The sequence below is a fragment of the Corynebacterium testudinoris genome (assembly GCF_001021045.1).
Taxonomy (GTDB): domain Bacteria; phylum Actinomycetota; class Actinomycetes; order Mycobacteriales; family Mycobacteriaceae; genus Corynebacterium; species Corynebacterium testudinoris.
The window spans coordinates 1,794,486-1,807,537 of sequence record NZ_CP011545.1 but is presented as its reverse complement, the minus strand read 5'-3'; the positions used below and the strand labels follow the sequence as shown (position 1 = coordinate 1,807,537).

Sequence of the window (13,052 nt, the reverse complement as noted above, 5' to 3'; positions counted from 1 at the left end):
GCGACCGAAACATCAGGAGATATTTATCGTGACGACTTCTTTCAACGCCAAGATGGCCATCGCGGCCCTCGCCGTAGTGACCCCGCTGACCCTCGTAGCGTGCGGGTCAGACGAGGAAACCACCGAGACGACGAGCGCTCCGAGCACCATCACCAGCACCCGCACGACCTCCTCCACCACCAGCTCGGCAGAGTCGACGACGGAGACCACCTCCGCCGAGCCGACCACCGAGGCAGCGGCGGAGCCCACTCCGCTGGCCGACCCCTTGGCTAACTTGCCGGAGGGTTCCCCCGTAGCCCCCGTCGCCGGTGCCCCCGCCTCTGAGGCAGACTACAACGCCATCAATGGCCTGGTCAGTGGCCTGTACCAGCAGACCACCATGCATTCCTTCCTGCGCTACATGCCGGACAACACCTGCCACGCCGTGGTGGAGGCCAACGGCGGCGCCGGAAACATGGACCTTGCCGGTATTCCCGATGTTCCCTTGAACCAGATGCCCGCCTACGCCCAGTCGCAGCCGCACATTCAGTCGGTGGACAATGTCAACGTCGACGGCTCTGTCGCTTCCGCCAACGTCACCGTGGTCACTTCCGGGCAGACCGGTACGAGCACCGTGCGCTTCCTCCATGAGGATGGCCGCTGGAAGTTCTGCAACTAGGCATGACAGTTCCGCGAGCATGGGGCAGCGGCGCCGGGGTTCTCGCGGCGTCGCTGCTCGCTTTTTCCCTCTGTGGCGCAGTGTGGGGCCTGTTGCGCCCCGCTTACCGGGGCACTCTGACAGCTGATGGCAACCTGCAGCTGGACTCGGCCTTCAATGTCGAGTTCAGCTCCTTTATCTCCTTCGTGGTGGCCACGGGGCTGGTGGCTACGGTCATGTCCCTCAGCGCCTTCATTGTGGTTCCCGATTCCCGCGGGCCGGGCATGCTGTGGTGGGTGGTGTTCGTGTCCTTCGTCTCCGCACTGGCGTTTATCGCGGTGGGGGAGGTGACGTCGTCGCTGCGCTATCCCATGCCTGATGTCGACGCATTGTCCGAAGGAGATTTTGTCACCATCGTGCCAGCCCTGGCCCCCGGGGTGGGACTGTTGGCCGCGCCGTTCATGGCCGCGTTGGCGTATTGGTGCTCCGCGCTGGTGAGCCCCGATGAGGAGCCCTCGGAGCTGGAGCTGGTGCGATGACCCCATCTGGGCAGTTCGACCAGCTCATTGACTCCGCGATAGCACTAGCGCCCAGCCAGGACATGGCCTTGAGCGCCACCGTCCCCGCATCTCACCGTTCGGTGGCCGTGGTGACAGCCCGGCAATCGGGGGTCGTCGCCGGGCTGTTTTTCACAGACGAGGTCCTAGGCCGTGTATCGGAGTTGCCGTATACCGTCTCCGATCTCCTCCCCGAGGGCACGCAGGTCTCGGCAGGAGACACCCTCGCGCGGATCGAGGCGGGCACCCACGACCTGCTTCGGGCCGAACTCCCGATGGCGACTCTGATCAGGCACTGCTCGGGCATGGCTACCGAGACTGCGCGATGGGTCGCCGCGGTGGACGGGACCGGCGCCCGCATCCGCGCTTCCCGCGAGTCCGTGCCGGGCGTGGGTGAGCTTGCGCCCTACGCGGTCACCGTCGGCGGGGGAGAGACCCATCACCCAGCGGCAGTGATCACGCGTCACCACGCCATCGCCGCCGGAGGAGTAGCGGAGGCCTACCGCTTGGTGCGCACAACCGTCCCGGACCTCCCTTGCGAGGTCGTCGTCACTTCCCTCGCTCAACTGGATGACCTGCTCGCCGAGGAACCTGCCATGATCACGCTCGACGGAGTTGAGCTGTGGGCAGCGCAGATGGCTGTGCAGCGCCGAAACCGGGTGTTTCCCACCACCTGGTTGGCCGCAACCGGTCTGACCATCGATACCGCCGCCGACTATGCCCGCAGCGGCCTCGACTTCGTCGACATGCCCTCACCCGTTCACTCCACTCTGGATGTGGGGCTGGACGTGCTCCCCGCTGCTTAAGGCCAGGCGACCGCCGACTGGCCTGTGGCATCCGAACTAATCGAGTCAATAGCTTGCAACACCTGATTAATCGCCACGGCCGTGTTGTGTTCTAGCTGATCATCGCTGAGCCCCTCCCGGACCGGGACGGTGAACTCGACCCGCACCTGCAAGCCTTCAACGTCTTCGTGGCAGAAGGCCTTCGTATTCATCGACGACTCATTCCAGTCATTGCACAATAGGAAGAGGCGGAGGAAATCAGACTCGGGGTTGAGGTTGGGATCCCAATGACCCTTGATGAGGTAGCTCGGTCCGTTATCGAGGAAGAAACCGAAGAGGACGTCGTTGATCCAGGCGATGACGATATCTTCGTCGCCCTGGGTTTTCTCGATGCCCATCTCGAAGAGGATGTCGCGGACCCGCTCGACACTCACGGGGGTGGGGTCACCGCTTTCTCCGGAGTTAGTTGCCGGGCTATCGGCGGAGAATTCTTCGTCGTTGGTATCCATGGTCGTCGAATGCTCCTCGTCGGGGGCCAGTTCGTCAGAGCGCAGGTGAAGATCGTCTTGCGTGCGGCGCTGGTCGAGTTCGCGCAAACCCTTTATGTCGTCATCCAGCTCATTGAGGTTGACGTGGCGGTCGCGGGGCAGGGGACCGGCCAGGGCGGCCGTGTCCTGCTTTTTGCGTTGAGCCTCGCCAACATCGCTGTCGAGGGAGGATAGTTCGGGAAACTCCTCGGCGAGGTAGTCCACGGCGATCCGGGCGGTTTCCATGGACAACTTGATGAAGGAGGCTAGCTGCTCATCGGTGGCCCCGCGGCTAATGAGCAAGCTGGAACGAGCATGGAGGCTGATGGTGGCATCATCGCCCACGCGCAGCGAGAGGGTGGGGCCCAGACGCTCCCGGTTCCATTCAGTAATGACGCGGGCGAGTTCACTGGTGTATTCCAGCCCGACGGTGGTGCGCAAGTCGGTGTCGAAAACGAGGGCAGTGGGGTTGCGTTCGTCGAGATAGGAGGTGACGATGTGGTCGCGCCATGGGAATACCAGCCGGTCAGCGCCGACATAGCTGTGGAATCCGAGCTCCTCGGCCACGGCATAGACCTGGATGAGGGGGATCATTGGAGAGGGCACCTCCTTCCAGAGTTAGGCCGAGGGGGCGGGGGTGGGCAGTCGACTCATCAGTCTAGTGCTCGGATGGCAGCCCCGTGGGTCCTACAATAAGGAAACAATCAATCGGACTTCGAGGAGTTGCGTCACGATGCTCAACGTCATCGACCTGCGCGGTCGTACCCCGTCCACCAGCGAGCTGCGCCGAGCGCTGCCGCGGGGAGGCACAGACGTCAACTCTGTCCTGCCGGTCGTCGCCCCCATCGTGGAGGCGATCCGCGACCGCGGCGCGCAGGCGGCGTTGGAGTACGGCCAGCAGTTTGACGGCGTGACGCCGGAAACGGTGAAGGTGCCTGCGGCGGTGATTGCGCGGGCCGTCGATACGCTCGAGCCGGACGTGCGCCTAGCGCTGGAGGAAGCGATCTCTCGCGTGCGCACCGTGCACGCCGAGCAGGTTCCTTCCGCTCACACGACGACCCTGGCAGAAGGCGCGAGCGTGACGGAGGTCTTCCTTCCGGTCGAGCGCGTCGGTTTGTACGTGCCGGGCGGTAAGGCCGTGTATCCGTCGTCGGTGATTATGAACGTTGTGCCCGCCCAGGAGGCAGGGGCGACCTCGCTGGTGGTCTCCTCGCCGCCGCAGGCCGACCACGATGGCTGGCCGCACCCGACGATTCTCGCGGCCTGTGGGTTGCTGGGCGTGGACGAAGTGTGGGCGGTCGGCGGGGCGCAGGCCCTCGCGCTCATGGCCTATGGCGATGATGCCGCGGGCTTGGAGCCGGTGGATATGGTCACCGGGCCGGGCAATATTTTCGTCGCCGCCGCCAAGCGCCTCGTGCAGGGTGTGGTGGGCATTGATGCGGAGGCCGGCCCCTCGGAGATCGCGATCCTCGCCGATGACTCTGCCGACCCCGTCTACGTGGCTTACGACCTTATTTCCCAAGCAGAGCACGACGACCTTGCGGCGTCGGTGCTCATCACCGACTCGGAAGAATTGGCGGAGGCCGTCGACCGAGAGATCGAGGCCCGCTACACCGTCACCCGCAATGCCGATCGCGTCGCCGGAGCCTTGAGCGGCAAACAGTCCGGCATTGTGCTGGTCGATGACATGGAGCAGGGCCTGGCAGTGGTCGATGCGTACGCCTCGGAGCACTTGGAGATCCACACCGTCAACGCCCGCGAGATCGCCGAGCGAGTGCGCAACGCCGGCGCCATCTTCGTCGGTGCCTACTCCCCGGTGCCGTTGGGGGATTACGCCGCCGGGTCGAACCATGTCCTGCCCACCTCCGGCACGGCGCGTTTCTCCGCCGGGTTGTCCACCCATACGTTCCTGCGCCCGGTCAACCTCATCGAATACGACGAGGTGGCGCTCAAAGACATCGGCCGACATGTCATCGCTCTCGCCGATGCCGAAGATCTCCCGGCGCACGGCGAGTCCATTCGCGCCCGTTTTGAAACCATGCCAACCAGCAAGGACAGCAAGTAGATGCCCAAGATCACTCTGGACCAGTTGCCGCTGCGCGAGGAGCTGCGCGGGCAGTCCGCCTACGGCGCCCCGCAGTTGGACGTCCCCGTCCGGCTGAACACCAACGAAAACCCTTATGCCCCTTCGCAGGCGCTCATCGATGACCTGGTGGAGACCGTCGCCAAGGTCGCCGGCGAGCTCAACCGCTACCCCGACCGGGACGCTGTTGAACTGCGCTCCGAGCTGGCGAAGTACGTTCATGCGCAGACCGGCGTGCCCGTCACGGCGGACAACGTGTGGGCCGCGAACGGGTCCAACGAGGTACTGCAGCAGTTGCTGCAGGCCTTCGGCGGCCCGGGCCGCAGCGCTCTCGGTTTCCAGCCGTCCTACTCCATGCACCCGATCCTGTCGTCGGGGACGCAGACCACGTTCCTGGATTGCCCGCGGGGCGCGGACTTCCGCATCGATATTGATGCCGCGCTCGCCGCCATCGCGCAGCACCGCCCGGACGTCATCTTCATCACGTCCCCGAACAATCCCACGGGCGATGTCACCTCCCTCTCCGACATCAGGATGCTTATCGAAGCCGCCCCCGGCATCGTCATCGTCGACGAGGCTTACGGGGAGTTCTCCTCCTCGCCGTCCGCCACGACATTGCTGGCCGAGTACCCCGCCAAGCTCGTCGTCTCCCGCACGATGTCGAAGGCCTTCGATTTCGCTGGCGGTCGATTGGGTTACTTCATCGCCGACCCCGCCTTCATCGAGGCAGTCATGCTCGTGCGCTTGCCTTATCACTTGTCGATGCTGTCTCAAGCCGCAGCGACGGTGGCGCTGCGGCACAGCGGTGACACCCTCGCGACCGTCGATAAGCTGGCGCGCGAGCGCGACCGGGTGGTCGCTGGCCTGCACGAACTCGGCTACGATACCGTTCCCAGCGAGTCCAACTTCGTCTTTTTCGGACGATTCGATGACCAGCACGCCACCTGGCAGCTATTCCTCGACCGGGGAGTGCTCATCCGCGACGTCGGCGTCGCCGGATACCTGCGCACGACCATCGGTCTGCCTGCCGAAAATGATGCTTTCCTCGCCGCCGCAGCCGCCATCGAAGGAGAATGACACCCCATGACCGATCGCATTGGGCGGGCCACCCGCACCACCTCCGAGTCCGATATCAGCGTCGAGATCAACCTCGACGGCACCGGCCGCGTCAACATCGACACCGGCCTGCCGTTTTTTGATCACATGCTCACCGCCTTCGGTGTCCACGGTTCCTTCGACCTCACCGTCGCCGCCAAAGGCGACGTCGAGATCGATGCGCATCACACCGTCGAGGACACCGCCATCGTCCTTGGTCAGGCGCTTATTAGCGCCCTCGGCACCAAAGCCGGCATCCGCCGTTTCGGATCGCAGCAATTACCGATGGATGAGACCCTCGTCGAGGCAGTCGTCGACATTTCTGGCCGACCCTACTTCGTTATGAGCGGCGAGCCGGACCAGATGGTCACCGCCGTTATCGGTGGGCATTATGCCACCGTCATCAACGAGCACTTCTTTGAGACCTTGGCGCTCAACTCCCGCATCACCCTGCACGTCATTTGCCACTACGGCCGGGACCCGCACCACATCACCGAGGCCGAGTACAAGGCCGTCGCCCGCGCCCTGCGCCAGGCCGTCGAGCCCGATCCCCGCGTCCAGGGAATCCCGTCGACCAAGGGGGCGTTGTAGGTGGAATCCAATAACTGGCTCATCTACCTGCTTTTCATCGTCGCCGGTTTGTTGGTCGGCGGCGTGTGGTCCGCCTACCAGGCTGGTAACAAGCTGCTGACTATTGTCCTGGCCGTGTTCGCCGCCGTGGCCCTCACTGGTGCGGTGCTGTGGATGCTGGGAGCAATGACCTAAGTGGCACAGGATGCCCCGAGCATGTGGAAGGCCCCGGGTTTCATCCCCACGCTCATCGCCGTCTTCGCGGCGTTCGCCAGCTGGGCCCTGCTGCTTCCCGTCATCCCGCTCGCGGCGCTGGAGGCCGGGCATGGCAAAGCCCTCGCGGGCGCCTCGACCGGAGTGTTCATGGCCGCCACCGTGATCACGCAACTGTTCACCCCGGCCGCCCTGCGCCGAATCGGCTACAACCCCGTCATGGTGTTCTCCGCGTTCATGCTTGGCGTGCCAGCGCTGGGACACCTGCTGGGGCTGGAGGCGTGGAATCTCCTGCTGTTCTCCGCGCTGCGGGGTATCGGCTTCGGAGCGCTCACGGTCGCGGAGTCGGCCCTCATCGCCGAGCTCGTCCCCGTGCGATTCCTTGGCAAAGCCACGGGCATGCTCGGCGTGTTCGTCGGCGTGGCCCAAATGGTGTGCCTCCCCCTGGGTCTGGCTCTGGCCGACGCCTATGGCTTCGGCATTGTCTACGTCCTCGCCGCGGCGATCGCCCTCGTTGCTGCGGTGATGTGCCTGCGCATCCCGCGGCTGAAGGCGGCGTCGAAACGCAGGCCGCTGGCCGACGCCGACGACACCAGCGCGCCGGAGGTGGCGACGTGGAAGCTCGTCCTCGTGCCAGCGCTGGCTGTTATGAGCCTGTCCATGAGCTTCGGCGCCGTCTCCTCCTTCCTTCCGGCGGCGGTCATTGACTTAGACCCGGGGAAGGGCGCCGTCATTGGCGGTCTCTTACTGTCGATCGTCGGTGGTGCCGCGATGGTGATGCGCTACGTCGCGGGCATCATCGCCGACCGGCGCGGTACGCCCGGAGTGACCATGATCCCCGCCCAGGTTGTCGCCCTGGTGGGGGTGGGGCTCATGGCGCTCACCTTGGCTAACGGTTGGTCGGTGTGGTGGCTCGTTGTGGCCGGGCTGTTCTTCGGTGGAGCATTCGGCATGGTGCAAAACGAGGCCCTGCTCAGCATGTTCCACCGCCTACCCCGCACGAAGGTATCCGAGGCGTCGGCGTGGTGGAACATCTCCTTCGATGCTGGCACCGGAATCGGGTCCTTCATCCTCGGAGCCGTCGCCGCCCAGGCAGCCTACTCCGGCGCCTACGGTGTCGGAGCCGGTATCGTGGCCGTAGGAATTATCTTTACCCTCGCTGATCAGTTCGTCGGCGCGCACCGCATCGCCGAGCACCACAACACCCGCGCTCGCCTTCGACGCCTGCCTATTCGTCGCCCCCGGAAGGACTGACGCGGGGCCTACCCGAGGAGCTCGAATGATCGTCAGCCCGGTTCCACTGTGGGAGATCGACACCATTGCGTACCCGAATCCCGACATGATCGTTCGCCTGCGGCTGACCGGGGAAGATTTCTTTGGTGAATACACCCTGGAGGAACTGCGCTCCCTGTATTTCTTTACCGACTACCACTCGATGGCCCGACAATTCCGCCACTACTTCGAATTTGGCGCCTTCACCTGGATCCCCGAGCAGAGGGTGCACGAAGAACTCATGCCGATAGACGAGTACAAGGACAAGGTGCCGCGGGAGCCCAAGGTGGATTTGGCCACGTGGGAAGCGGAAGCGAGAACGTGGCCACGTTTCAAAATCTGGGGAGCCCGTAGAACTCCGGTCGAGGACTGGGAGACCACGCCCGGGGCGTAGACTTTCCGCCATGGCAAAAACTGTCGCCCTCCTTGATTATGGATCCGGCAATCTCCGTTCCGCCCAGCGCGCGGTGGAGCGGGTCGGCGCCGATGTCACTGTTACCTCCGACCCGCAGGTCGCCCTCAATGCCGACGGTCTGTTGGTCCCCGGGGTCGGTGCTTTCGCCGCCTGCATGGAAGGCCTGAACAAGGTCCACGGTGCCCGCCTCATCGGCTCGCGCCTTGCCGGTGGCCGCCCGGTCATGGGTATCTGCGTGGGCATGCAGATCCTGTTCGACGAGGGCCACGAGCATGGAGTCCACTCGCGGGGGTGTGGCGAATGGCCGGGCACTGTCGAGCGCCTGCAGGCTGACGTGCTGCCGCACATGGGGTGGAACACCGTCGCCGCGCCGGAGGGCTCGCAGATGTTCGCGGGCATCTCCGATGAGGAGCGCTTCTACTTCGTCCATTCCTATGGCGTCCGCGACTGGACCCTCGTCACCGATGAGCTGACCGCACCGCCGTTGGTGACGTGGGCTGAGCACGGGGGCGACTCCTTTGTGGCCGCCGTGGAAAATGGCCCGTTGTGGGCGACGCAGTTCCACCCCGAAAAGTCCGGTGACACCGGTGCCGTGTTGTTGGAAAACTGGCTCGCGACTCTCTGACAGATAGGATCGGACACCATGAGCGATTTCACCCTTCTTCCGGCCGTTGATGTGGTTAATGGCCAGGCCGTGCGACTTGATCAGGGCGAGGCCGGGACGGAGAAGTCTTACGGCTCCCCGCTCGAGGCTGCGTTGGAGTGGCAGGAGCAGGGCGCGCAGTGGCTGCACTTCGTCGACCTCGATGCCGCGTTCAACCGTGGTTCCAACCACGAGCTCATGGCCGAGATCACCGGTCAGCTCGACATCAAGGTGGAGCTAACGGGCGGCATCCGCGATGATGCGTCCCTCGAACGGGCGCTGGCCACCGGCGCGACCCGCGTCAACATCGGCACCGCCGCGCTGGAGAACCCGGAATGGATCGCGAAGGTGCTTGCCGCTCACCCTGAGACCGTGGCCGTCGACATCGCGGTCCGCGAGATCGACGGCGAATGGCGCACCCGTGGCAACGGATGGGTCTCTGATGGTGGGGACCTGTGGGAGGTTCTGGAGCGTCTCGACGCCGCCGGTTGCCGCCGCTTCGTCGTCACCGATGTTTCCAAAGACGGGACCCTCGCCGGGCCCAACGTCGAGCTGCTGCGCGAGGTCGCGGCCGCCACCGACGCCCGCATCGTCGCTTCCGGTGGTATCTCCGCCCTCGACGATGTCATTGAGTTGGCCAAGTACACCGACGAGGGCATCGATTCAGCCATCATCGGTAAGGCCCTCTACGAGGGACGAATTAGCCTGAGTGAGGCCCTCGCGGCCGTCGAAAAGCTCTAGGAACGACATATGGATGCGCGGGAGCTGCTGGTCGTTGCCGAGGCCGTCGTCGATGACGCGGAGGCGATGTTCATCGCCGGCCTGGGGGCGGACCCTGCGCATTGGAAGCAACCCGGGGAGTTCGCCACCGAGGTCGACCTGGCCATCGAGGCAATGCTGCGGCAGATGCTCACCCAATTCACCGGCATACCCGTGCTGGGGGAGGAGGCCGGTGGGTTGCTCACCGCCGACCCCGTGTGGGTGGTCGACCCCATCGACGGCACCTCGAACTATGCCGCCGGCAACCCCATGTGCTCCATCCTTATTTCCCTGCTCGTGGACTACCAGCCCGTCGTGGCGCTGACGAGCATGCCGCTGCTGGGCCAGCGGGTGACGGCTTTCGAGGGCTCGCCGCTCATCATCAACGGGCGCCCCTCCACCCCGCTGGCGGAATCGCGGGAAATGGTCGCCCAAGTCGGCTTTTCCTCCGTGGCATCCCAGGTCAGTTCCACCTTCCCTTCGCTGCTGCGCCAGGGGCTCTTGGCCGAGCTGGCCGCGACCTACCTGCGGCCGCGGATCACCGGGTCCGTCGGCGTTGACCTCGCCTTCACCGCCCAGGGCATCTTCGGCGGTGCCGTGAGTTTTTCCCCTTACGTGTGGGACAACGCCGCCGGCGTCATGCTGGTCAAGGCGGCCGGGGGAGTGGTCACCGATACCGAAGGCAATGACTGGACGCCAGAGTCCATCGGGGTCGTGGCGGGGACTAGTCGGGCGCATGAAGCGATCATGAGTACCATGGACGCGATCCTCAATTCCTGACTCACACTTGTACTGAAAGGGGCGGATTCGATGGCCGTCGCTGTCCGTGTCATTCCCTGCCTTGACGTCGATAATGGGCGCGTGGTCAAGGGGGTCAACTTTGAGAACTTGCGCGATGCCGGCGATCCGGTGGAGCTCGCCGCCCGCTACAACCACGAGGGCGCCGACGAGCTAACCTTCCTCGATGTTTCCGCCTCCAAGGACGGGCGCGGCACTATGCTCGAGGTTGTCCGCCGCACCGCCGACCAGGTGTTCATTCCGCTCACCGTGGGTGGCGGCGTGCGCAGCGTCGACGACGTGGACCAGCTGCTGCGTGCCGGGGCTGACAAGGTTTCCGTCAACACCGCCGCTATCTCTCGTCCGGAGTTGCTGCGCGAACTGGCGGATCGATTCGGTTCGCAGTGCATTGTGTTATCGGTCGACGCCCGCCGCGTCCCCGAGGGCGGCCAGCCCCAGCCTTCCGGGTTCGAGGTGACCACCCACGGCGGCTCGAAGTCCGCCGGACTGGATGCCATCGCCTGGGCCAAGCAGGGGGAGGAGCTCGGCGTCGGTGAGATCCTGCTCAATTCCATGGATGGGGATGGCACGAAGGATGGCTTCGATCTGGAGCTTCTTCGCCTCGTGCGCGAGGCCGTGTCCGTGCCGGTCATCGCCTCTGGCGGTGCTGGTGTGGCCGAGCATTTCCCGCCCGCTGTTGATGCGGGTGCTGATGCCGTCCTCGCCGCCACCATCTTCCACTTTGGTGAAGTATCCATCCCCGAGGTCAAGGATGCCTTGGCCGATACCGGTCACGAGGTGCGCCGATGAACCCCGCCGACTACGAGCTCGACCCCGCGATCGCCGAGCGACTGAAACTCAATGATGCGGGCCTCATCCCCGCGATCGTCCAAGCCGATGGGACCGGTGAGGTCCTCATGATGGCCTGGATGGACACCCACGCGCTGGCCCATACGTTGGAGACCCGCCAAGGCACTTACTACTCCCGCTCGCGCGATGAGTATTGGATCAAGGGCCTCACCTCGGGGCATACCCAGGACGTCACGGGCGTGCGCCTCGACTGCGACGGTGACACCATCCTCCTGACGGTCCGCCAGACCGGCGGGGCCTGCCACACCGGCGACCGGACTTGTTTCGATGCGGGGGAGCTCCTGTGAGATCACGCATGGCCTCCCTACTGCTGGGTCTCGGCGCCATATTCCTGTGGATCGGCTCGCGCTTTACCTGGATCACCGCTGACACGTTTGATGACAAATCCGGTGCCGCCACCCTCGGTATTCCCGGCGCCGCGTGGTCGAATGAGACCACTGCTGTCGCGCTGTTGCTCGCCGCCGCCTGCCTCGCCGGCTTTGCTTTACGACGCCTCGGTCGCCGCATCGTCGGCATCATTGCCGCCATTGCCGCCATCGGCGGCAGTTGGACGCCGTTGACGCTGCTGGCGGGCTCACCCGACGGTGAGCGTGCCCGCACGATCCTCACCTCCGGTGCCGCGAGCCAGCGGGCGGACACGACCATCCTCATTTCCGAATGGGCGGAGGTTACCAACCTCACGGTGCACCCCACCGGCGTCATCATCACCATGGTGGGCTGCGCGATTGCCCTGTTCGGTGGCATTATTTTGGCCATGCGCCCCGGCGTGGACACCGCCAAGCTGAATAAATACGAGCGCAAGCAGGACCGCGAAGCCAAGATCGTCGACGACTTGGAAACCACCCCAGATTCCGGCCGAGTCATGTGGGACGCCCTCGACGCAGATATCGATCCGACGGAGAATGACGGCCCCAATACCCCCCGCAGGTGATTTCCTGGACTGAAGGGCCACGGGTTAGCCTTAACGCTGAAACAAGGCAACCAGCCCAGCAGAGGGGAGGTGTCGATGAGCACACCTACGTATGCGGAACGCATTGTGTCCGAGGTCCTAGCCGACGTCGCCGCCCGCGAAGCCCTGCTGCCCTTCCAGGAAATCAAAGTCCGCTCCCGCGCCACCTCCGACACCCGCGACGGCTTCGCCGCCCTGCTGAGAAGCGGATGCAGCGTCATCGCTGAGATCAAGCGGGTGATGCCCGGTCGGGCCCCTTTCTTTTCTGACGCGACGCCCGATTCCATCGCCAACCTAGCCCGCGACTTCGAAGCCGGTGGGGCCCACCTCATCGCCTGCCAAACGGAGCGGCTGCGCTTCCAAGGGTCTCTCTCGGACATGCAGGAGGCCCGTCGGGCAGTTGATCTCCCGATGTTTTGCCGCGACATCATCATCGACCCCTACCAAATCCACGAGGCCCGCCTCTTCGGCGCCGACCTCGTCCCCCTCCAGGTGGAACTCGTCGACCAGGCCCGGTTGGAATCCCTCATCGATCGCATCGAATCCCTTGGCATGACCGCCGTCGCCGAAGTCCGCACACCCGAGGAAGCAGACCGCGCCATGAACGCCGGGGCACGCGTCGTGGCGGTGAATGCGCGCCCGTTGACGGGCGGGGACGTCGATAAGCATCTTTTTGCCAGCATTGTTCCCGGACTGCCGGAGGCGACCCTCCGCATCGCCCTCTCGGGCGTGCACAGCGCCCGCGATTTACTCAGCTACGCCTCCTCGGGAGCCGACGCCGTCGTCGTCGGCGAGGAGCTCATGACTGCCGACGACCCCGCCCGCCTCACCCGCACGCTCGTCGCGGCGGGGCAGCACCCATCCTGCCCGTCCCGCTAGCGTCTCTGGCACACTGTGGGG

The 13,052-nt window shown here is 64.9% G+C and carries 17 protein-coding genes; 16 read left to right on the top strand and 1 reads right to left on the bottom strand.

Going from position 1 to position 13,052, the window contains the following annotated elements:
* The first annotated feature begins 28 nt into the window (after positions 1-28).
* Genes CTEST_RS08665 through CTEST_RS08655 form a run of 3 tightly spaced genes read left to right on the top strand, consistent with a single transcriptional unit; the run spans position 29 to position 2,000 of the window.
* Positions 29-658, top strand: a complete 630-nt coding sequence (locus CTEST_RS08665) for a hypothetical protein (RefSeq protein WP_052844345.1) — start codon at positions 29-31, stop codon at positions 656-658.
* Positions 659-660: 2 nt separating this feature from the next.
* Positions 661-1,176, top strand: a complete 516-nt coding sequence (locus CTEST_RS08660; protein ID WP_047253403.1) for a hypothetical protein — start codon at positions 661-663, stop codon at positions 1,174-1,176.
* Positions 1,173-2,000, top strand: a complete 828-nt coding sequence (locus CTEST_RS08655; RefSeq protein WP_052844344.1) for a nicotinate-nucleotide diphosphorylase — start codon at positions 1,173-1,175, stop codon at positions 1,998-2,000. Before CTEST_RS08660 ends, CTEST_RS08655 begins: the two co-directional genes overlap by 4 nt.
* Here CTEST_RS08655 and CTEST_RS13105 read toward each other — a convergent pair.
* A complete protein-coding gene (locus CTEST_RS13105) occupies positions 1,997-3,100 on the bottom strand; it encodes a YbjN domain-containing protein (protein ID WP_052844343.1) in 1,104 nt (367 codons plus the stop codon). The genes CTEST_RS08655 and CTEST_RS13105 overlap by 4 nt on opposite strands.
* 139 nt (positions 3,101-3,239) lie before the next feature.
* On the opposite strand from CTEST_RS13105, the gene hisD reads away from it, so the two are divergent.
* The 13 genes from hisD to CTEST_RS08585 all read left to right on the top strand — a co-directional run bounded on the left by hisD (position 3,240) and on the right by CTEST_RS08585 (position 13,031).
* Complete coding sequence (gene hisD, locus CTEST_RS08645; protein ID WP_047253402.1) at positions 3,240-4,571, top strand: histidinol dehydrogenase; 1,332 nt, start codon at positions 3,240-3,242, stop codon at positions 4,569-4,571.
* Positions 4,572-5,666, top strand: coding sequence for a histidinol-phosphate transaminase (locus CTEST_RS08640; protein ID WP_047253401.1), 1,095 nt, complete (start codon positions 4,572-4,574; stop codon positions 5,664-5,666). It abuts the gene before it with no gap.
* A 6-nt stretch (positions 5,667-5,672) separates the two neighbouring features.
* Positions 5,673-6,275 carry an imidazoleglycerol-phosphate dehydratase HisB gene (gene hisB / locus CTEST_RS08635; RefSeq protein WP_047253400.1) on the top strand — a complete coding sequence of 201 codons (603 nt, stop codon included), beginning with the start codon at positions 5,673-5,675 and terminating at the stop codon, positions 6,273-6,275.
* Complete coding sequence (locus CTEST_RS13755) at positions 6,276-6,449, top strand: hypothetical protein (protein ID WP_047253399.1); 174 nt, start codon at positions 6,276-6,278, stop codon at positions 6,447-6,449.
* A 21-nt stretch (positions 6,450-6,470) separates the two neighbouring features.
* Positions 6,471-7,721 carry an MFS transporter gene (locus CTEST_RS08625; protein WP_047254340.1) on the top strand — a complete coding sequence of 417 codons (1,251 nt, stop codon included), beginning with the start codon at positions 6,471-6,473 and terminating at the stop codon, positions 7,719-7,721.
* A gap of 25 nt (positions 7,722-7,746) precedes the next feature.
* A complete protein-coding gene (locus CTEST_RS08620) occupies positions 7,747-8,133 on the top strand; it encodes a hypothetical protein (RefSeq protein WP_047253398.1) in 387 nt (128 codons plus the stop codon).
* Positions 8,134-8,143: 10 nt separating this feature from the next.
* Positions 8,144-8,779 carry an imidazole glycerol phosphate synthase subunit HisH gene (gene hisH / locus CTEST_RS08615; protein ID WP_047253397.1) on the top strand — a complete coding sequence of 212 codons (636 nt, stop codon included), beginning with the start codon at positions 8,144-8,146 and terminating at the stop codon, positions 8,777-8,779.
* Between the two features lie 18 nt (positions 8,780-8,797).
* On the top strand, positions 8,798-9,538 hold the full coding sequence (gene priA / locus CTEST_RS08610; RefSeq protein ID WP_047253396.1) for a bifunctional 1-(5-phosphoribosyl)-5-((5-phosphoribosylamino)methylideneamino)imidazole-4-carboxamide isomerase/phosphoribosylanthranilate isomerase PriA: 741 nt from the start codon (positions 8,798-8,800) through the stop codon (positions 9,536-9,538).
* A 9-nt stretch (positions 9,539-9,547) separates the two neighbouring features.
* The gene (locus tag CTEST_RS08605) at positions 9,548-10,336 is read left to right on the top strand and encodes an inositol monophosphatase family protein (RefSeq protein ID WP_047253395.1); all 789 of its coding nucleotides are present in this window, start codon (positions 9,548-9,550) and stop codon (positions 10,334-10,336) included.
* Between the two features lie 30 nt (positions 10,337-10,366).
* Positions 10,367-11,143: an imidazole glycerol phosphate synthase subunit HisF gene (hisF, locus tag CTEST_RS08600; RefSeq protein WP_047253394.1), complete on the top strand. Its 777-nt coding sequence runs from the start codon at positions 10,367-10,369 to the stop codon at positions 11,141-11,143.
* Positions 11,140-11,490 carry a phosphoribosyl-AMP cyclohydrolase gene (gene hisI, locus CTEST_RS08595; RefSeq protein WP_047253393.1) on the top strand — a complete coding sequence of 117 codons (351 nt, stop codon included), beginning with the start codon at positions 11,140-11,142 and terminating at the stop codon, positions 11,488-11,490. Before hisF ends, hisI begins: the two co-directional genes overlap by 4 nt.
* A complete protein-coding gene (locus tag CTEST_RS08590) occupies positions 11,487-12,134 on the top strand; it encodes a TIGR02234 family membrane protein (RefSeq protein ID WP_236686066.1) in 648 nt (215 codons plus the stop codon). The genes hisI and CTEST_RS08590 overlap by 4 nt, the downstream gene beginning before the upstream one ends.
* 75 nt (positions 12,135-12,209) lie before the next feature.
* Complete coding sequence (locus tag CTEST_RS08585; RefSeq protein ID WP_047253391.1) at positions 12,210-13,031, top strand: indole-3-glycerol phosphate synthase TrpC; 822 nt, start codon at positions 12,210-12,212, stop codon at positions 13,029-13,031.
* Positions 13,032-13,052 lie beyond the last annotated feature (21 nt).

Coding starts and splice junctions, on each gene's coding strand:
- CTEST_RS08660 (WP_047253403.1), top strand. CDS start 661: ATGACAGTTCCGCGAGCATGGGGCAGCGGCGCCGGGGTTCTCGCGGCG.
- CTEST_RS08655 (WP_052844344.1), top strand. CDS start 1,173: ATGACCCCATCTGGGCAGTTCGACCAGCTCATTGACTCCGCGATAGCA.
- CTEST_RS13105 (WP_052844343.1), bottom strand. CDS start 3,100: ATGATCCCCCTCATCCAGGTCTATGCCGTGGCCGAGGAGCTCGGATTC.
- hisD (WP_047253402.1), top strand. CDS start 3,240: ATGCTCAACGTCATCGACCTGCGCGGTCGTACCCCGTCCACCAGCGAG.
- CTEST_RS08640 (WP_047253401.1), top strand. CDS start 4,572: ATGCCCAAGATCACTCTGGACCAGTTGCCGCTGCGCGAGGAGCTGCGC.
- hisB (WP_047253400.1), top strand. CDS start 5,673: ATGACCGATCGCATTGGGCGGGCCACCCGCACCACCTCCGAGTCCGAT.
- CTEST_RS08625 (WP_047254340.1), top strand. CDS start 6,471: ATGTGGAAGGCCCCGGGTTTCATCCCCACGCTCATCGCCGTCTTCGCG.
- CTEST_RS08620 (WP_047253398.1), top strand. CDS start 7,747: ATGATCGTCAGCCCGGTTCCACTGTGGGAGATCGACACCATTGCGTAC.
- hisH (WP_047253397.1), top strand. CDS start 8,144: ATGGCAAAAACTGTCGCCCTCCTTGATTATGGATCCGGCAATCTCCGT.
- priA (WP_047253396.1), top strand. CDS start 8,798: ATGAGCGATTTCACCCTTCTTCCGGCCGTTGATGTGGTTAATGGCCAG.
- CTEST_RS08605 (WP_047253395.1), top strand. CDS start 9,548: ATGGATGCGCGGGAGCTGCTGGTCGTTGCCGAGGCCGTCGTCGATGAC.
- hisF (WP_047253394.1), top strand. CDS start 10,367: ATGGCCGTCGCTGTCCGTGTCATTCCCTGCCTTGACGTCGATAATGGG.
- hisI (WP_047253393.1), top strand. CDS start 11,140: ATGAACCCCGCCGACTACGAGCTCGACCCCGCGATCGCCGAGCGACTG.
- CTEST_RS08585 (WP_047253391.1), top strand. CDS start 12,210: ATGAGCACACCTACGTATGCGGAACGCATTGTGTCCGAGGTCCTAGCC.